Source organism: Lysinibacillus piscis (genome assembly GCF_026012395.1).
In the GTDB taxonomy this organism is placed as follows: Bacteria; Bacillota; Bacilli; order Bacillales_A; family Planococcaceae; genus Lysinibacillus; species Lysinibacillus piscis.
This window is the reverse complement of the sequence record NZ_BRZA01000003.1, coordinates 283,259-302,433: the sequence shown is the minus strand read 5'-3', so window position 1 is coordinate 302,433 and position 19,175 is coordinate 283,259. Positions and strand designations below refer to the sequence as shown.

Sequence of the window (19,175 nt, the reverse complement as noted above, 5' to 3'; positions counted from 1 at the left end):
AATATAAAAAAGTTGTTTAAATATTTGAATAATTCACATCCGCTCGCTTATAATTAAAATAAGCGAACGGATGTTTTTTTTGTTCTTCAGGGAGGTTAAACATGAGTATTCAATTTAGCAATTACGCTAGTGTAAGCGATTATAAAGATAGAATTACTAGTTCAAGCCAAGTTTTTTATGCCAATAAACTTACATTAATAAGAGGTGCAATTACAGCAGGTTTGGCACCCAAAGCTCATCTCAATATTACTAGGGAAGTATTAGAGTGGAAAATTGCTACTATGCTTGCTTTTATAAATACAAGTTCACCATTTACTATAAAAAACGTATCTGATTTAGAAACAAGTGAAAAAGTAACAGTCGCCTACTTTATAGGGATGGTCTTTGCTCAAATTCAAATGCAAAAAATGTATAATGTAAGACATTTAATGCATTTGAAAAGTGACAATATAACCGTAACATCTTCACCGGGAGATTTGAAAAATCCAGATCTATGGGGATTAGATTATATCACTGGTCAATCGTATTTAGTAGAAGCTAAGGGGTCAACGAAATGTAGTGAATATTTTAGTAACTCTTATGTCAATAAAGCCGAAATACAGCTTAATGCGATACTTCAGATTCACTATAATTTAGGTGGGCACACGACAACATATGACCAAGCTAGTTTTAATTTAAATAAATTAATTGTAGCTACGCATCCAAATATAAATGGTGAAATAATGCAACATGTTATTGATCCTAAAAATGAAGAACAAAAAATTTTAGATATAAATGGAGATGAGATGGTGTATAAACATTATGCTCATCTAGTTAAATTTATAAATAATGAGAAAGCCAAATCAATTGAAATAAACAATATTTCTGGTGTCAAATTTAAAATGATTGATTTAGATTCTTTCAATTGTTCTATAGGTATAATGGAAAATATTTATGAAATATTAAAACCTTATACAAAAGTAGAAAATTTGACAGAAGCAATATTAAGCAATCTACATCAAGAGGTAAATGATAGTTTGGATGAATTAGATAAATTAATAAATAAGATACCTGATAATGATAAGTTTTCAATTGGAATAGATGGAATAATTGTTATTGAGAAAAATTAGGGAGTGATTTAATGCCAAAACGTCAAACCGGTTGGACTGAAGCAAAAATCTCTCGGTATATCAAGGAAGGTAGAGGGCAAGGTGAACTTGCTCTTTACAGGCCTTGGTTAACAATTCAAGATGTACCTTCTAGTGGTCGAGTGCATCGTTTCATTGGATGGAAAACAACGCGTCAACACCATTTACTTTCGGATTTAGAATTTAATTATCATTGCTTTTGCGATTGGGCAGAAAATGTAATTGATATTCGTGAACAGTTTCCCTTAGAACGAGAGCTAACGTTAAAAATAGCTGAGAATCTAGGTATTATGCATCCGACTGATAATAAAACAAACACCCCTATTGTGATGACTACGGATTGCTTCTTAACTATGCGAGAAGGCACTTCAATTGTTTATAAAGCACGGACTCTGAAATTTGAAAAAGACCTTAATGACGAAAGAGTTATCGGAAAATTCGAAATAGAGAAGTATTATTGGGAGCAACAAGGCATTGATTGGGCGATTGTGACTGAGAAAGAATTACCTGCAACTTTCATCAGTAATTTAAAGTTATTACGTGATGCTTATTTTGTTAATGACGCTGAGATAATTGATTTATTAATGGAGGACTGGAATAGTTTTACTGATTCTATCCTTGTAAACTTACAAGCGTTTGATATGAAATATAATTTTGAGATAGGAACAGGTATTAGCTTATATAAGTATGCTTTAGTAAAGAAATTATTAAAAGTGAATATGCATGAAAAAATAAACTTAAATGAAGATGTTTCAAATGTAATAGTCACGACTTTATCTGACTCTAAAAAGAGGTGGGCTTAATGAATTTTTATGTTAATGAAATTTTACAGGCCTGCCAACAAGAAAAAACATATAGAATTCTTTGGATTGATTCAGGCAATGTCATTATGTACATTTTAGAGCTTAATAATGCTAAAGCTTTTCCTGAAAAAAAGTTGGTATCTGAAATAAGCGATTTGATAGTTATTGGTGAAATGAAATCAGCAATTAGTTTAGCAAACCGAAACTAAAAGCATCTAAAGAACGCACGGGTACATTGTTAAAAATCGTAGAACAAGCAAAGAAAAAGAAATAGTCGAATTATGAATTATTGAAGGAAGCAGGATATATCAAATGGCCTTTGGATGAATTTGCAATGTAGGAGGAGCTAGGAGAAATATTAATCCTTTTGAACGAGAACGTCACGAAACACCTTTATTAAGAATATTAGTTCATACAGATTCATTTATAAGTTCAAATAATGCCATTAATTTGGATAAATTAATATTGTTAAGCCAATTTGAATTTTTACAGGTCAATTTTACTCCTACACAAGATGAACGAGTTAATAAAAAGTTTGAAGAAGATAAAATTAAACCAATTCAATTTTTAACGAGGTTTGCAGAAGATAGAAATCAATTTTTAACTTCCATTACTATATTTATGGGGGGCGATTCTTATATTTCAACCCTAATACGTGCACATAAGAAGCAATATGAGTTAGATAGTCCAGTAATTATGAAGAGCAAAATTTTATTGAAAGATTTATATGCAGCAGATTCGGATCAATTTGACTTTTTTATTGTAAGTGAATCTGACGATATTTTGAAAAGTAAATTTAAAAGTGGTAAGGAATTAAACTTTAATGATGCGTTTAAATTGATCAGAATTATATTGGTTAATAATGAATATTGTTATATGGTACCGAGATAAATGAAGGATATTATTATCTCTTTAGGTTTAAAAAAGTATTTATCAATTTTCAAAATGTTTGGACCACAGTATTAAATTTAGAAGAAAATATAGGATATAGTAAGTTAATTAACCAATTTGATAGTCTTTTACAAAGACTAAACTTTATTTGTCGAGCCATTGATAAATTGAGTTTTGAAGCATTAAAAAACGCAAATAATGATACGCAAGATAATATTTTATATCATTTTGGGAAAGTGCATCAGCAATATTTTACGCAGCAGTTCAAACACTACTATGGAGAAGAATTTTTAACATTAATGGATTGCAATTCTGATGAACATTCTGGTACGTCATGGCTAAGAAGCATTGTTAGAAAACACCGTAAGGCATTTCATCCGGTGCAGCATCTATTGTTACTACAGTTTTTGAACGTTTCATTTAAAGATCTAGGGAATTTTATAGGTAAGAAATATGAGCCGTTTGGACAGGCACCTTATTATTGTTTAAACCCAGCGGCGGATCATTATAAACAGCGTATTATATCAAACGTTACTATAACGACTTGTACGGATACTAGAAAACCTGTTGGTACATTTAGTTGCGAATGTAAATTTGTTTATTCAAGATGCGGTCCAGATGAAGATAAAGCAGATTCGTTTAAAGTGGGAAGAATAAAGAATTTTGGTTCAGTGTGGCAGGCTAAGTTAATGCAGTTAGCAACTAGTGAATTAAGCCCGTATTGTATTGTACAAGTTTTAGATTGTGATTATGCAACGGTGCAAAAATATATGTCTAATTTAAAAGGTAAATCTTCAAATAAAGTTGAGCTTCCGATGGATTTACGCATTCAAAAAGAAGCTGAGTGGCTCAAGTTGATAGAAACATATTCTGATTTTACCGTTACGCAATTAAGAGAAATCAATTCAGCTTTATATGCTTGGCATTATCGTAATAACCTTAGTTGGTTAACAGAAAACCCTCCTAGAATGAAAGAAAAAATTACAGTCAATAACTGAGTGGATTGGGGTAAGAGGGACTTAGAAACCCTTCATTCGGTAAAGAACACGATTCAAAAATTATATGCGATTGAAAAGTTCGTATACGTCAATAAAAGTAGAGTGGCAAAGGAAATCGGTCAACTATCACTACTTGAAAAACTATTAGATAAGCTCCCACAAACAAAGACTTATTTCGATAAACATTTAGAAACATGCGAGCAATTTCAAATTCGTCGTATTAAATGGGCTTGTAGAAAGCTTTACATGGAAGATGGAAACAATGTAACAACATGGAAAGTTCGCAGATTAGCAGGGCTAAGAGAGAAAGTAAGCTATGTTGTAGAATTAGCTTTAGAAAATGAAATAAAACTTTATCAGCAAGGGGAAATGCAAAAAGAAATTAAGACCATGGACTTTTGGTAAGGATAAAGAAGTAGTTTTGAAATGGATTGGTAATGTTGAAATTAAAGATAAACAGTGGAGAATTAGGGCCGCTTTTGAAGTAGATAGTCAACTTGAAATGTTAGACTTTCCGATTGCAGCATTATAGTTGTTACGAGTAGGTGCATTTTATAAAGATGGTCAACTAATGGATGCTAAGACTACCGGTATTATTTATGACATTAATATACACCTCAGTTGGATCAATATAAAGTTGTGAGGTCCTTAGATGCTTGTACGGCGTTTGGTTATTACTTGCATAAGATGCCTGAGTTGATGTTTCAAAATGTTTTTGAATTTACGGTGAAAGGTAACAAATATTACCTTCTACAATTTGAATTTATTCGTGCGGTATTTGCAGTTAATAAAGTAGTGAAGAATGCAATGGTGCAACCTAATATATTAGAGTTTTTGGTGAAAAAATCCTGCTTCAATAACTATAAAGCATATTTAGAACTTGCAGATGATATTCCACATGGGATTGTGAACGATGATAACTTTTACGGTATTTTGCATGGCTATATTTTAGTCCAGAGATAAAAGCCTCGTTTAGAATCCATTTATACAAAAATTAAAGCTAAGATGAACAATGGGGAGTTTTTTAAATTAGAAGTTCAGCTCCCTAGCAGTATCGACACTCAAATTCATTTTCGGGGAATCCAAAATGGTAACAAGTTTTTGATTTTGCAATGGTTAGGTTCAAATTTAGAAGGAATTACCTTCAGTGATATAGAAGTTAAACATAAGTCATTTAAGAAAAGGATTGATGCACAAGGTAAGCGGAAATATAGAAAATTACATCAACAAAGTGGTTTTGAGAATATCTTAAATGATAATCCCACTGAACGTTCAAAGCAGGATACCCATCAACCAATAGAAGATATATTAGGTACACAATTTGATTTTGGAAATCCTGCAAATGTATATAGAGTATTTGGCGATATTTAAGATGTAAACAAAGGTGATATTTATATTTCTAATCAAGGTCAAGGTGGTGGCATTCAAAAGCAACAGCAACAAATAGTAGGGCTTGATGAATTGGTTTATGGAGGAACAATCCAACCTATTGATTTAAAATTATTAGATGTCACAAAGGATATTAGAGGACAAGGGTTAGAGGATTTTATAAAAATGATTCGAGCATTCTATATGGATTACAGGCAGTATTTAATTTCATTAAACTTTGTTTATCTACCGAAAGGACGTAAATTTTCTTATATCACATCTAATACAAGACGAGTAGCTGTAATTGCTAAATTTAAAGATAGAAATACGGGATTATCTGCATATCTTATAGAAGTTGCAAAACCAGATAACAAATCATTACTAACGCTAATGATTAAAAAATTACCTGAAGCTAGAGCAGAATTTATTATCCAAGAAATTTTAAAAGGATTGATATATAGTTCGGACACTTGGGATAGTAAAAAGTTAAAAAAATATGATCATGTACGAATTAAGCAGGAAAATAATAGTATCGATTGGGCTAGAAGAATTAAGGTTATCTATAATTAGTTATCTGAAAGGAGATAAAATATGTTAGAAGTTAAATATGATGCTTTATTTAAAGAGGATTTAAAAAGTACAATTAATTTATTTACAGGTGCAGGTTTCTCTATATATGCAGAGAATGAGTTCGGAAAAAAATTACCTTTAGCTGATGAATTAAAAGATTTATTGATTGAAGAATTCAGTAGTTTACCATTAAGCAAAGATATGGATTTACCAATGGTATGCATGTTAATTTCAAGTGAATACCCTGAAGAATATAGAGAGTTTCTTACCAAAACATTTAAAGTGAAAAGTCTAAATCCAATATATTTTAATCTAAATAAACTTAATATTAAACATTTTTACACTACGAATATTGACAATATTGCTTCGGTAGTAGTTAGTGAAAATAGTAAACAATATTTAAATGATATTTATATTAATTCAATAAATAAATCACCTCAGGCAATAAATTATTTTCCGGTGCATGGTAGTGTAGAAAATGCTCAAAGTGAATACATATTTGATACTATTCAGTTAGCTGATACAGGTAATGATTCAAATATTGGGTTTACTGTTTTAACCAGCCAATTATTAGAAGTACCAACGATCTTCATAGGTTATAGTTTTAAAGATTTATTTGCATGGAGATCATTAAAGAAAATTCTTGGTAAAAATGAAAATGGTACAAATATGTGGGTACTTATTAGAAGAGAAGAATTATCTAGTGCCCCATTCTATGAAAAGTTGGGTTTTAAAATTTTGATTGGTGATACTAAAGATTTTTTAGAATATCTAGAAGATGTAGAAGTAGAATCTTCAAGAACTAAATTAGTTAATATCTTGCCTGAGTATTCATTTGAAAAGTTGGTTAATACAACCTCTGTAAGAAAAGTGGAAGATTTTTTTGAAGGGTTTGAACCGACCTGGAATCAAATTACTCAGTCGGATATTAAAATGCTTTCTTTTTTATATGAAATAGAAAATTTATGTTATAAAAATAAACATATTGTAGTAACCGGTATGATTTTTTCAGGAAAAACAACTGTAGGAATGCAGTTATTATACCGATTTATTAATTCTAATAAACCAGCATATTTTTTAAGAAAACCTCCTACCCTTGCGGAAGCTAAATGGATAATTAAATCTGTTAATGAGGTTGAATTAGATTCTAAACCTATCTTAATTATAGATGATTTTTGTAGTTCTTTTGAGGGTGTAGAATTATTGATGCAATCAAAGAAAGTACAAATTATTGCATTCGACAGGTTTTATAATTATGATTCCCTCCACTCAAGATTCGAAAAATATAATATCGAATATTTCGAAATCACAGAGATTTCAAATGCTGATTTGTCATTAGTATGGGATAGTATTCCTTTTTCAATTAAAAATCGTAGAAAGAAGTTTCAAGTATTAGAACAATCTAAAACAATATTTGAAGTAGTAGATGGTTCTTTAAAACACGACGAGCAGGTAGTAACTAGAGTTCGAAAAATGTTACAAAGTTTAAAATCGAACAAAAAATTATTAGAACTTTTAGTATTAGCAGCATATTTTCAAAGAGCTAAGTCTTATTTATCTATGGATGTGTTAATTGCCTACTTTAATACAGGAGATTACAGTGAAATATATTCTTTAATTCAGGCATTGAAAGATCAAATTATTGGCGTATCAAATGAGGAAATTTTACATCAAGATCAGGACTATTATGTTTTGAGATCTACAATATATGCATATAAAATAATTGGTGAAGTTGATAAAGAAACTTTATCAGAAGTAATTATGAAAGTAGCAACAAACGTTCCTAATAGTTATATATATCGATACGATATTTTTAGAAAGTATGCCTATGATAGTGAATTGATAAAGAAAGGATTTTGGAAGTTAGAAGATGGGATTAAGCTATACAATATAGTTTATGATAAGCAACCTAATATGTATCTTTATCAACATGCAGCAATTTATGCTCGAGATAAAAATGATTTTGAGTCAGCATTTAAGTATATTAATAAAGCAATGGGAATGTCTTATAAGAGGGTTTTTTCTATTCATAATGTTTATGCAACTATATTATTTAAATCTAATATTGGAAAGGATATAAGATACCCAGATGTAAGAGAACAGATTAGAGAAAGTATGTCTATTCTAGAGAGCTGCATAGAAGATTCATTAGGAAAGGCCTACCACGCAGTTACTTACGGAAAGCAAAGTATAGAATACTTTAAAAAAGTGAATGATGAAGTTGCTTTTTCTTATTTAGAAAAAGCTAAAAAGATTTTAAATCAACAGCTAGTATCACTTCCTGATGAACAAAAGAAAAATAAAAAGGATGTTGAGAGAACTTTAAAAGAGATTAATAAAATAGTTAAATTACCTATATAAATTAAACGACTTTTTTATTCGTGGGTTCGTAGATAGATTCAGAATAATTATAGTTTTAAACAACTTTAAAATTACCTATCAAATTAATCGATAGGTGATTATTGGATTTTTAAGGCTAAAATTAAACAACTTTATTATCTGTATACAAATTGTAGCTTTGAAATAAAGTTGCGATGAAACACCCCTTAGATTATATTTGTCTAAAGGGGTTTTTTTATGTTGAAAAGAGCAAGAACATCTAAAATTGAAAAGTGAATTAAAGAAGGTCGTGGCTCTGGAATAGGGGTGGACTATAAACCATGGTTAAACATTCAAGATGTTTCTTGACTTGGAAGGTCTACTCACTTGAAAGGGATTAAAACTAATTGGCAACATGAATTTTTATCAGATTTGGAACGAAACAACTTTTATTTAACTGAATATTCAGATTTCATTCTTAATATTCGAGAGCAATTTCCTTTACTATCGTTGGAAGAAACAATTGTCATTGCAGATAAATTAGGTATTAAACATTCTATTAAACCAACAAAAATGGTTGCTGGTGTTACAGATTCAGTTAGAGCTTTAATAATAGTAGATATTCGTGAACAGTACCCCTTTCTGCTACTTGAAGAACCCTCGTTAATCGCTGAAGAATTAGGTATCACTCATCCAAGGAATCCCAAAACGAATGAATCTATCATTATGACAACAGATTTTGTAGTTACTCTTCAAGATAAAGAGATATGGAAGAGTATTATGAAGAAAAGTCTATTTAATGAGTTAAAGGAGATAAATTACGATGAAAATTAATACAAATTTAGTATTAGAAGGGAATGTAATCACGCTTGTTCCTCTTGAGATGAAATATAAGGAACAAGTATATGAAGCTATAAAAAGTCCTGATGTATGGAAATATACTTGGAGGGAAGTTAAAACATTTGATGATATAGAACAAATTTTATCGATAGCTGTACAAAGCAAAAATGATGGCAAGTAATTACCTTTTATAATAAAGGATAAATTGTCAGGTGAAGTAATTGGGACAACTCGTATTGGTGACATAGATATAGCAAATCGAAATGTTGAAATAGGATGGACTTGGCTTTCTCCATCAGTTTGGAGAACGAAGGTGAACACAGAATGTAAATTTTTATTACTTCAATATTGTTTTGAAGAATTGAAGGTACTACGTGTTCAATTTTCGATTAGTAGACAAAATGTACGGTCTCAAAAAGCAGTTGAACGAATAGGTGCAGTAAAAGAAGGTATATTTCGTAAACATAGGATTAAGGCAGATGGGACTATTCACGACAATATATTTTACAGTATTGTTGATACTGAATGGATGGATGTAAAGGAAAAATTGATCAACTTACTGGAGAAGAAATACTGATTTAATTCACAACCAATGGATTGATTTTTAGTTTAATAAATGATTTCTTATTCAACTAACTGGTACGTTAGTTGAATAAGGATTACTGAAATGATCAAACTTTATTTTAAAGCAACATTAATTGTGGATTTGAAATAAAGTCGTACCGTTTATAAAAAAATTGCATCGTTTCACCCCTTTGGATTATTTTAATCTAAAGGGGTGTTTTTTAATGTCTAAAATCGATAAATGGATTAAAGAAGGGTGGGCGTGGCTCTAAGATTGGCTCAGATTATAAACCATGGTTGAATATTCAAGATATCTCTTCATCAATTGTGAAGAATTATACTTAAACCTAACAAGAGATAATTTAAGGAAATAAGTTATAATTAAATGTGAATACAGTAAAATTTCTTTATTACTATAGAGGTGGAATTATATGCCTAAGATTGACAATATGTTAGCAATTTTATGGATGCTTCGTTCAGGTGAAAAAATTACTGCAAAACAAATTTCAGAAAAGTTAGAGATGAATATAAGGACTGTATATCGTTATATGGATACAATTTCAACAAGCGGAGTACCTATAATTTCGGAATCAGGACATAACGGTGGATACACTTTATTGAACAATTTTGTTGAGGCTCCTCTTTTTTTTGATTTGGAAGAGCAAACTTCACTATTTCACGCTGCTGTTTTTGCAGAAGAAGCTGGATATTATGGAGGTGAAGCACTAAATAGGGCCATTTCAAAACTAAGTAAATACTCAAATCAAGAGCAGGAAATAAAGATAAACCAACATTTTACTAGTCTTGAAGTGATAAGTCGATTAAGTGCACTCTCTATGGAACCCTTTTTGAAAGAGTTGGAGCAGGCTGTAGCAGACGAGTATTCAGTAAAAATTCTTTACCATAAAAGTGGCGAAAAACAATTAAATTATAGATTGGTCGATCCGTACAGAATTATCTATTGGAATAATAAGTGGTATGTGATTGGATTTTGTCATCTTAGGAATGATATCCGTAGTTTTAGAGTGGATCGAATTGAAAGTCTAATGCTAACCGAAAATAAGTTTAACCGGCCAGAAAATTTTTCAGCACGTGACTTTTTTATAAAAAATCTTCTTCCAACTATAGAAGATAAGGAAAGGATTATTTCTTTGGTTATTAATGGGGATAAAAGTGTATTGGCTGATATTTGCCAACATTGGTTTTTAGGACATTATTTACATGAACGAAATTCAAATCAAGCCGTTTTCCTTCTTGAAAAAGATATAGTACATACATATATACCTTATTTACTTTTACAGTACGGTAAATCTATTCAAGTTATCGAGCCAATAAGTCTAAAGAAAAGACTTATTGAAGTTCTGTCGGAATTAATAAAATTTCATCAAGTAAAATAACTTCCCTGACGTTAGCTGTCAGGGAAGTTATTTTATAATTGCTATATAAATTGTGATTGGGAGTGTTAGCGGATGCAAACAAAAAAAGTTTATCTATATGTATTTAACTCCATGTCAGACTGGGAATATGGATATTTAATTGCCGAACTAAACACAGGAAGGTATTTCAAAAAAGATATAGCACCTTTAAAAGTAGTTACAGTAGGCGCTAATAAAGAAATTATTACTACGATGGGAGGACTGAGTATAAAACCAGATATTTCCTCTGATGAATGTACACTTGAAAGTAAGGACCTTTTAATTTTACCTGGAGGAACTACTTGGAGAGAAGATATTCATCAACCTATCTTAAAAAAAATTGGCGAAGCTTTAAAGCTTGGTTCTATTGTTGCTGCAATTTGTGGTGCAACTGAGGCACTTGCGAATATGGGATACTTAGATTCTAGAAAACACACAAGCAATGACTTAGAGTATATTAAAATGGTCTGTCCTAATTATAAAGGAGAAAAATTTTATGAGATGAGACCTGCAGTAACTGGTGAGAATTTGATTACTGCATCAGGAGTAGCACCTCTAGAATTTACGATGGAAGTACTGAAAAAATTAGATGTATTTGCACCAGATACATTACATTCATGGTATAACCTAAATAAGACTCATAAACCTGAATACTTCTTCCAGTTAGTGAATTCAATAAATGGATGAGCTATAAAATCAACTTTGTTAAAAATCGGATTTCAGAAAATGATTAAACTTTTTTATAAAAAATGTACAATACTTCACAAATAAAGAATCCATTTTAATCAATCTTTTTTTCAAAACGGGTTCTTTTAATTTCACGTAAAATTTGGGTTTATGAAGTATTTTTGAGCCAACTTTATTTTAAAGCTACAGTTAATTGTGGCTTTGAAATAAAGTCACGATGTTTATAAAAAAGATGTGATGAAATGCCCCTTTAGATTATAGTTGTCTAAAGGGGTGTTTTTATGTCTAAAAGAGCAAGAACATCTAAAATCGAAAAATGGATAAAAGAAGGTCACGGTTCTGGTATGGCTTTAAAATAAAGTTTAAACAGAGTCTAATAATTTAAAATAAAATTTATTAAAAATTATTGTTTTGGAGGAATTTTTTATTTAGCAATCGGGCCAGATTATTGAATAGCATTCCAAACGACGCTTTGGGAAGGTTATCAACTTTCGTAACTTCTACCAATTAATTTCGTTACTCTTATGAGTACAAAATTATCAATATTTGAGTTGATTGTCATTGAACTTATGAATGGGGGATTTATGATTTTAATTTTATTTGGTTTTTTGATTGCTTTCATGTACTAGGATAATAATTTCTTTTATTAAAAAGAAACCTTTTCCTAAAAAATTATTGGTTGCATCGTTGTCTGGGGTTGTTCTGGTATCTTCAATCTATATATGAAGTGTACTTTTTTACATTTAGTGAAATTGATAGGGAATATATCCAAAATGGACCTGGACCTGTAATATCACCGACTGAAGAATACACAGCTAATTTATTGGAAAAGAAAGAAGAGCTTGTGAAGTAAATGGTGGTATGTCTGAGGGAAAAAGAGAATATCTCGTATTGCGTTCGATTCCAGGCGTTGGCGATACAACTGCTTGTCGATTAATTGGTGAACTAGGTGATATTCGACGCTTTAAAAACACCAAACAAATCAACGCATACGTAGGGATTGATATAATGCGCTATCAATCTGGGAATACCCAGTACCGTGACCGTATCAATAAACGAGGAAACAAGAAGCTACGAAAGATTTTATTTTTTATGATCTGTGCAATGATTATAGCAAAAGGAAAACCGAACCATTTTGTTGATTACTATTATAAATTAAAAACGCAACCTCAGAGGAAGCCTCATAAGGTCGCAATTGTGGCGTGTATCAATAAATTTCTGAAAGTGACATTTCAGTTAATGACACACGGTATACTGTACGATTAAGAGTCCGCACTACCAGCTCAGAAATCGAAAATATAAAAGAATTTACCGGGATACACTTGACTAATCGTAAAAAAACTGCGCCTCCAATTGTTAGACGTGTCTAACAATTGGGGTGCAGTTCATAAAAGTAAATAACTTATAAGGTATATTTTATTAATATAAGTCCTAGAGGTTGCGTGGTTACTTATATTTTTTTGCTAAAACTTTATAGGCGTAATACAAAATTAGTACGAAAAAGATTCCGTAAGTAACCTTGTACAATAACGTAAAGGTTTTATGGTCAGCAGTTATAATATTAAGGAAATAACTGCTTAAAAGATAAAGAAAAATAATTGAAATGAGTTTAAATTTATCGTTCACTTCAGATTACCAAATAACATCGAAGTATCCGTTTTTAGGTTTTTTATCTAGTGAATCAAGGTAGTTTGTGATTTTTTCTGCTGGATCTAATACACTAACTACGAAATCAGCAAGTACAGGAAGGCTGATACCTAATGCGATTGCAGCTTTACCTAAGATTTTAGTTTTAATTGAGCTTGTGAACATTCTTCCTAATTCTTTAGCGCCGTATTTCTTTAAGGCAACAGTGATTGTACCTACTCCAAGAGAAATTAAGATTGCATCTAAAATTACATCAATTGAAGCTTTTACATACTTGTTTTGAAGATGAATATCTGGAAGGTTTGGCGTCCAAATATCGCTAAGGTCGAAAAGTGGCATAATTACGTTTTCATCTGAAAGATCAGGCATTTCGATTGTTGCAAGGTTTCCTCTAAGCGCAAGTTCCATATCTTTACGCTCTTCTTCATCGGCAATTGTAGCTAATTTCATTTGTAAAGCTTGCTCAATTGCTCTATCAAGCTCTTCATCTGTTACTGTAATTTTTTCGAAAGTTTGCTCACCCTTAGCGAAAGCATTAGAGCTTAAACTAAATAATAATACTAAGGCAATTAAAGAACTAGCGATTTTTTTGAATACTTTCATAAAATAAATCCTCCTCCGAGAAGCTGTGATTAACTTCTCTCAATTTTTTTGGATTATCTAAGAATTGTATTCTCAGATAATTTAGTGCATAAAACGCTTTGAAAACCTTTGTATTCAGTAAGGACCAAGCAGCCTATACCTCCATTTACTTTTACAACATATTATACCATAAAACTAATTATTGTGTATAATCGTAACATATAGGAAATAAAGGTGGTAATTTCAATGGTATATAATAACGGCTCAGTTTTTAGATACATAAGATTAAATAAACAATTATCTTTAATATACAAACTAAATCTAAAAAACGTTCCCAAATGAAAGTTTGGAAACACACAGAAAAGGTACGAATGTTGTTAAATCAACGTTCGTACCTTTTTACGAGGACTATTGTTTATACAGCTTTTTATGCAAAGCTATATAAACATAGCTACGATAGGACTTTTCTAGATGTTGCAGAGTGTGTTATCTGAATAAAAACCTGTATATTGAGACAATTTATAAACGCTGTATACCTGCATTTTTTTATCATCCCCATACTTCAATATAAGGGACTATAGTTGAAAAATGATCTTCCAAAATCGGGCACGTTTGTTGAAGATCGAATCAAAAAAATGATCAAACTATTTTAAAAATTTTATGAAACATTTCACAAAAAAGAACCCGTTTTGATCAATCTTTTTTTCAAAATAGGTTCTTTAATTAAACTTAAGATGTGGACTTGTAAGGTATTTTTAATCAAACTTTATTACAACGCTACAGTTTCTCCCCCTTTTAGGTATGATTATCTAAAGGGGTGTTTTTATGTCGAAAAAAGAGGATACAAGAATGAAATTGATGCTGGATTTGCAAAGAATTGAGAAGGATGCGTATCAGTTACAGGCAGGTGAGCAGCATCAAGATTTCTTACCCTTGTTACTTCAATATATTGGCGATCCTCAGCCAGAATTACGGGATAACCTGATTTATCCGATGTTTTATATGTGGATTAAGGAAGAGAATAGATTCAGTGGAGAGGAGTTGTGTAGCCTCTTAACTGTACTAACTGACGAGAACCATTTGTTCTATAATATTGGTAGTGAGGAGGATCAGTCAGTTTTTACAAGAACTTTCTCTGCCTTACCGATTGCTTTAATTGTACAACGCCACCGACAGAATCCATTTTTCACTCGAGCGGAAATTGAGCAATTAATGCATACAATGCTTCGCTATTATAAAGAGGAGAAGGATTTACGAGGTTACCTTTCAATAGGTGGCTGGGCTCACAGTGTGTCTCATGGTGCGGATGTTTTTGTTGAACTCGTGCAGTGTGAGGAGAGTAGCGTCGCAATGTTGCGTGAGGTTCTTGTCGCTATTTCTGACAAACTTGATAATGGTATACATATTTTTAGCGATGAGGATGATGAACGATTGGTCAACATTGTGGATAAGATGATTGACAAAGCGTTACTACCACATCAAGAAATCACTGATTGGATTAGTAGCTTAGCGCAATGCTGCAATTTGCCGAGAAGTCGCAGTCAGGTGATTGCTCGTGTGAACAGCAAGAATTTTTTACGCAGTCTTTATTTTAGAAGGGGAAAAGATAGCCGAGGGAATGAACTTAATACTGCTATACTTGATACTGAGGTGAAATTAAATAGGTTTTCTATTAGTTAAAGGATTAGGAGGGTTGCCTAGTATGCTTCTCCATTAAAGCGTATTTTAATGGAGGAAATATTATAGACGTGATTTTAAAACATGTTCTTTCTTTTCATTCGTTTATCAAGACTATCAGGTATTAATTTGAATAATCTATAATGGGCATTATCTCCATTGTAGATTATTTTTATTTTATTCGGAGATAGCTATAAGGAAGGAGCGCGTACCATATTTGAAGATGTAGTTTTATAAAACAAAATGTGATAATTTAAAGAGAAGTTTGATTAAAGTCCAAATTGGGGTTGATATTGTGTCTATAAAAGGTTTAAATCATTTTTTATTTTCGGTGTCTAATTTAGAGAATTCTATTAAGTTCTATCAAAATGTATTTGATGTAAAATTATTAGTTAAGGGTAGAAGCACTGCCTATTTTGACTTAAATGGTATTTGGCTTGCTTTAAATGAAGAAAAAGATATTCCCCGCAATGAGATAAGCCAATCCTACACACATATAGCCTTTTCAATAGAAGAAGCAGAATTTGATAAGATGTACGAGAAGTTGAAGAAATTGGATGTAAGTATCCTATCAGGTCGTTCTAGAGATACAAGAGATAAAAAGTCTATTTATTTTACTGATCCAGATGGTCATAAGTTTGAATTTCATACGGGAACATTACAAGACAGACTAAATTATTATAAACAGGAAAAAACGCATATGGAGTTTTATGATTAAACAGTGTTCAAATAATGAGTGCTTAAGCTAATCATAAACCACCGAGTATAATCAAACTTTTTTTATAAAAAATGTTCGTATATTCATAAAGGATTCTTTATTTTAATTAAGTTTTATGTCAACCCTTCAAAAAAAGATTAATAATTTATTAATGAACACCAGACAACATTGTAGAAAAATGTTAGAGGTAAAGGGGGATATACCAATATGCAAAAAGTGATTCCTGCATTCCGCATTACGGATTATACAAAAAGTAAGGCATTTTACGTGGAAGGAATGGGGTTTCAAGTTGACTGGGAGCATCGATTTGAACCTCATTTTCCTATTTTTGCTCAGATCACTAAAGATGAAATGACTATTTATTTAACGGAACATACTGGAGATTGCCAAACTGGTGGTTTAATTCATCTATTTGTGACTGATGTTGATAAATGGTACGAGGAATTAAGAAATAAAAAGGATATCCGCATTATGGCATCTCCACATGAAGATATTGAAGGGCTTCGTATGATGACAATTGTAGATCCCGATGAAAATCAAATCCGTATTTGTACTCGTTTATAAATAACTTTTGATATGAGAATATATTCAAAACAGGCCTTTTGAATATATAAATTTTGCAGAAAGGTGATTACAATACGAATTGCTGCGATATATGATATCCATGGAAATTATCAAGCATTAGAAGCGGTTCTAAATGAAATTGATAAAGAAAACGTAGATAAAGTGATTGTTGGTGGAGATTTAGCATGGGGTCCCCAACCTAAAAAAGTTATAGACACTCTTTATGCAAGGAAAGATGATTTTATTTTTATTATGGGGAATAGTGACAGAGAAATATTTGAACAATTTAAAAATCCTCAAAGCATAGGCAACATGGTCCAAGAATTAAATCAATGGTGTATAGATGAATTAACAACTGAGCAATTAGAGTGGTTAGGCTCCTTTAAATTTTCACATAAAGAAGGAGATGCCCTTTTTATACATGGTTCGCCTAGAAGTGATACGGAGGCTATACGATTAGATACTCCTGAAAGTGACGTTTATGAAATGATAAAAAATGAAAATACTTTGGTCATTGTTTGTGGCCATACACATATTCAATTTAAAAGGCATATATCGTCTAAGGAGGTCATTAATGCAGGTAGGGGGCTTCAGAGTAGGGCAAAAGGAGCCTGCTGGTTATTAATTCATGCGGACGAATACATTTTACGAGTGACAGAATATGACTTTGAAAATGCAGCAAGGGAAATTTTATTAGAGGGAGCACCATATAAAGAGGATTTTGCAGACCATGTAAAAAATCCCCCATATGATGGTCCATAAAAACTTGGCTTTTATTAAGCTAACACAGCCACTTTTCACATTTAGAAAAGTGGCTGTGTTTGTCTATTCATTATTTTGAGGCTTTCGTTTCATTAAAATTTCGTGTTCGTGCTCTATGCCCCAATCTTTCATAAGGCAGATAATGGGCTTTAATGTTTCGCCAAAATTCGTAAGTGAATATTCTACCTTAGGAGGAATTTGCTGATATATCTCACGGTGCACAATACCATCTCGCTCTAGTTCTCGAAGCTGTAGCGTTAACATACGCTGCGTAATATCAGCAATAATTCGTTTTAGTTCGTTAAAGCGCTTTGGACCAGAAATTAAGTGATATAAAATAACGCCTTTCCACTTTCCTCCTATGACATCTACTGTAACGGCGACTGGGCAAGCAAAGGTAGCAGCAGGATTGTTATTATTTTGTAAGTCTTTCATAGTACCACTCCATTCATTTCAGGTATCAAATTTTATACTATGCAACAAAAGGTATCCTACATAACAAAAATGTGCGTACTATTATATGTTTATTATATAATGTACCATTAATTTGACTTTAAAGTCATTTTCACCATGAAAACAAATGAAAGGATATGATTTAAGTGATGAATACTTTTCAAGCATTGGTATTAGATAAAGTGAATGATCAAACTCAGTTAGAAGTGAGACAATTAAGCATGGATGATTTACCTGATGGAGAAGTGACGATTCGTGTTTCATATTCTAGTGTGAATTATAAAGATGGTTTTGTAACTATGCGAAATTGGGGAGTAACATCCTACCCTTTAGTACCAGGAATTGATTTAGCGGGAACGATTATAGATTCGGTGGATGAACGCTTTAAAGTAGGGGATGAGGTCATTGTGACTAGCTATGCATTAGGAACAGGACATTTCGGTGGATATAGTGAAATAGCTCGTGTCCCTGCCAAGTGGGTTGTACCTCTTCCAAAAGGCTTATCTTTAAGAGAGGCTATGATTCTTGGAACGGCTGGTTTTACCGCAGCATTATCTGTTCAAAGGCTTGAAGACAATGGATTAGATCCAAGCCAAGGATTAGTTTTAGTATCAGGTGCTACAGGTGGCGTGGGTAGTATTGCTGTCAATATTTTAGCTAAAAGAGGCTATGAAGTTGTAGCTAGTACAGGTAAAACAAATGAAGAGGACTATTTAAAAAAGATAGGAGCAAAGCAAATTTTGCACCGTAACGACATCATCGATACAGATCAAATACAAATGCGTGAAGAAAAATGGGCTGGTGCTATCGATTCAGTTGGAGGAAAGACACTACAGTATATATTAAGCACCTTGAAATATGGGGGTTCTGTAGCTACTAGTGGGTTAACAGGTGGGATAGATGTTGCTACAAGTGTATATCCATTTATTGTGAGAGGAATCAATTGGCTTGGGGTTGACTCGGTTGAATGTCCAATGCCTACGCGATTAAAGGTTTGGAATCGTCTCGGAGATGATTTGAAGCCGACAATATTAAATGAAGAGTTGGTTAATGAAATTTCATTAACAGAGCTACCAGAAGTATTAGCTACTACTTTAGAAGGAAAAGGACGTGGAAGAACACTTGTTAAACTGTAAATGACTATTTCCCTCACTATTATAAAAATGACTAAAATCACCTCTGAAGCTATT

19 protein-coding genes and 3 pseudogenes are annotated in these 19,175 nt (G+C 31.9%); 20 read left to right on the top strand and 2 right to left on the bottom strand.

Annotation, left to right across the window (positions count from 1 at the left end; translation table 11 throughout):
• Positions 1-101 precede the first annotated feature (101 nt).
• The 15 genes and pseudogenes from OPF91_RS14275 to OPF91_RS14205 form a co-directional block, all read left to right on the top strand.
• Positions 102-1,109, top strand: coding sequence for a hypothetical protein (locus tag OPF91_RS14275; RefSeq protein ID WP_264989536.1), 1,008 nt, complete (start codon positions 102-104; stop codon positions 1,107-1,109).
• Between the two features lie 11 nt (positions 1,110-1,120).
• Positions 1,121-1,930 carry a TnsA endonuclease N-terminal domain-containing protein gene (locus OPF91_RS14270; protein ID WP_264989535.1) on the top strand — a complete coding sequence of 270 codons (810 nt, stop codon included), beginning with the start codon at positions 1,121-1,123 and terminating at the stop codon, positions 1,928-1,930.
• Positions 1,930-2,139: a hypothetical protein gene (locus OPF91_RS14265; protein ID WP_264989533.1), complete on the top strand. Its 210-nt coding sequence runs from the start codon at positions 1,930-1,932 to the stop codon at positions 2,137-2,139. The genes OPF91_RS14270 and OPF91_RS14265 overlap by 1 nt, the downstream gene beginning before the upstream one ends.
• Before the next feature lie 241 nt (positions 2,140-2,380).
• Complete coding sequence (locus OPF91_RS14260; RefSeq protein WP_264989532.1) at positions 2,381-2,821, top strand: hypothetical protein; 441 nt, start codon at positions 2,381-2,383, stop codon at positions 2,819-2,821.
• A pseudogene (locus OPF91_RS14255) lies at positions 2,800-4,224 on the top strand (TnsD family Tn7-like transposition protein). Before OPF91_RS14260 ends, OPF91_RS14255 begins: the two are co-directional and overlap by 22 nt.
• Before the next feature lie 294 nt (positions 4,225-4,518).
• On the top strand, positions 4,519-4,782 hold the full coding sequence (locus OPF91_RS14250; protein ID WP_264989530.1) for a hypothetical protein: 264 nt from the start codon (positions 4,519-4,521) through the stop codon (positions 4,780-4,782).
• A 42-nt stretch (positions 4,783-4,824) separates the two neighbouring features.
• Positions 4,825-5,190 carry a hypothetical protein gene (locus tag OPF91_RS14245; protein WP_264989529.1) on the top strand — a complete coding sequence of 122 codons (366 nt, stop codon included), beginning with the start codon at positions 4,825-4,827 and terminating at the stop codon, positions 5,188-5,190.
• 90 nt (positions 5,191-5,280) lie between these two features.
• Positions 5,281-5,757: a Tn7-like element transposition protein TnsE gene (locus OPF91_RS14240; RefSeq protein ID WP_264989527.1), complete on the top strand. Its 477-nt coding sequence runs from the start codon at positions 5,281-5,283 to the stop codon at positions 5,755-5,757.
• A gap of 21 nt (positions 5,758-5,778) precedes the next feature.
• Positions 5,779-8,118: a P-loop NTPase gene (locus OPF91_RS14235; RefSeq protein WP_264989525.1), complete on the top strand. Its 2,340-nt coding sequence runs from the start codon at positions 5,779-5,781 to the stop codon at positions 8,116-8,118.
• 255 nt (positions 8,119-8,373) lie between these two features.
• Positions 8,374-8,628: pseudogene (locus OPF91_RS19110) on the top strand (heteromeric transposase endonuclease subunit TnsA); the annotation flags it as partial.
• Between the two features lie 271 nt (positions 8,629-8,899).
• Positions 8,900-9,097, top strand: a complete 198-nt coding sequence (locus OPF91_RS14225; RefSeq protein ID WP_264989522.1) for a GNAT family N-acetyltransferase — start codon at positions 8,900-8,902, stop codon at positions 9,095-9,097.
• A 9-nt stretch (positions 9,098-9,106) separates the two neighbouring features.
• Positions 9,107-9,493 carry a GNAT family N-acetyltransferase gene (locus OPF91_RS14220; RefSeq protein WP_309297443.1) on the top strand — a complete coding sequence of 129 codons (387 nt, stop codon included), beginning with the start codon at positions 9,107-9,109 and terminating at the stop codon, positions 9,491-9,493.
• A gap of 418 nt (positions 9,494-9,911) precedes the next feature.
• The gene (locus OPF91_RS14215) at positions 9,912-10,877 is read left to right on the top strand and encodes a helix-turn-helix transcriptional regulator (protein WP_264989520.1); all 966 of its coding nucleotides are present in this window, start codon (positions 9,912-9,914) and stop codon (positions 10,875-10,877) included.
• Between the two features lie 72 nt (positions 10,878-10,949).
• On the top strand, positions 10,950-11,582 hold the full coding sequence (locus tag OPF91_RS14210) for a type 1 glutamine amidotransferase family protein (RefSeq protein ID WP_264989519.1): 633 nt from the start codon (positions 10,950-10,952) through the stop codon (positions 11,580-11,582).
• Positions 11,583-12,473: 891 nt separating this feature from the next.
• Positions 12,474-12,848 (top strand): annotated as a pseudogene (locus OPF91_RS14205) (transposase); the annotation flags it as partial.
• A 366-nt stretch (positions 12,849-13,214) separates the two neighbouring features.
• Here OPF91_RS14205 and OPF91_RS14200 read toward each other — a convergent pair.
• A complete protein-coding gene (locus OPF91_RS14200) occupies positions 13,215-13,832 on the bottom strand; it encodes a hypothetical protein (protein ID WP_264989517.1) in 618 nt (205 codons plus the stop codon).
• A gap of 837 nt (positions 13,833-14,669) precedes the next feature.
• On the opposite strand from OPF91_RS14200, the gene OPF91_RS14195 reads away from it, so the two are divergent.
• From OPF91_RS14195 to OPF91_RS14180, 4 genes are all read left to right on the top strand, one after another.
• The gene (locus tag OPF91_RS14195) at positions 14,670-15,491 is read left to right on the top strand and encodes a DUF2785 domain-containing protein (protein ID WP_373877059.1); all 822 of its coding nucleotides are present in this window, start codon (positions 14,670-14,672) and stop codon (positions 15,489-15,491) included.
• A 292-nt stretch (positions 15,492-15,783) separates the two neighbouring features.
• Complete coding sequence (fosM, locus tag OPF91_RS14190; protein WP_264989514.1) at positions 15,784-16,206, top strand: FosM family fosfomycin resistance protein; 423 nt, start codon at positions 15,784-15,786, stop codon at positions 16,204-16,206.
• Positions 16,207-16,413: 207 nt separating this feature from the next.
• On the top strand, positions 16,414-16,770 hold the full coding sequence (locus OPF91_RS14185) for a glyoxalase superfamily protein (protein WP_264989513.1): 357 nt from the start codon (positions 16,414-16,416) through the stop codon (positions 16,768-16,770).
• 63 nt (positions 16,771-16,833) lie between these two features.
• On the top strand, positions 16,834-17,532 hold the full coding sequence (locus OPF91_RS14180) for a metallophosphoesterase family protein (RefSeq protein ID WP_264989512.1): 699 nt from the start codon (positions 16,834-16,836) through the stop codon (positions 17,530-17,532).
• A 63-nt stretch (positions 17,533-17,595) separates the two neighbouring features.
• On the opposite strand, the gene OPF91_RS14175 is transcribed toward OPF91_RS14180, so the two are convergent.
• The gene (locus OPF91_RS14175) at positions 17,596-17,967 is read right to left on the bottom strand and encodes a winged helix-turn-helix transcriptional regulator (RefSeq protein ID WP_264989511.1); all 372 of its coding nucleotides are present in this window, start codon (positions 17,965-17,967) and stop codon (positions 17,596-17,598) included.
• A gap of 167 nt (positions 17,968-18,134) precedes the next feature.
• On the opposite strand from OPF91_RS14175, the gene OPF91_RS14170 reads away from it, so the two are divergent.
• Complete coding sequence (locus OPF91_RS14170) at positions 18,135-19,121, top strand: acrylyl-CoA reductase family protein (protein ID WP_264989577.1); 987 nt, start codon at positions 18,135-18,137, stop codon at positions 19,119-19,121.
• The last annotated feature ends 54 nt before the right edge of the window (positions 19,122-19,175 follow it).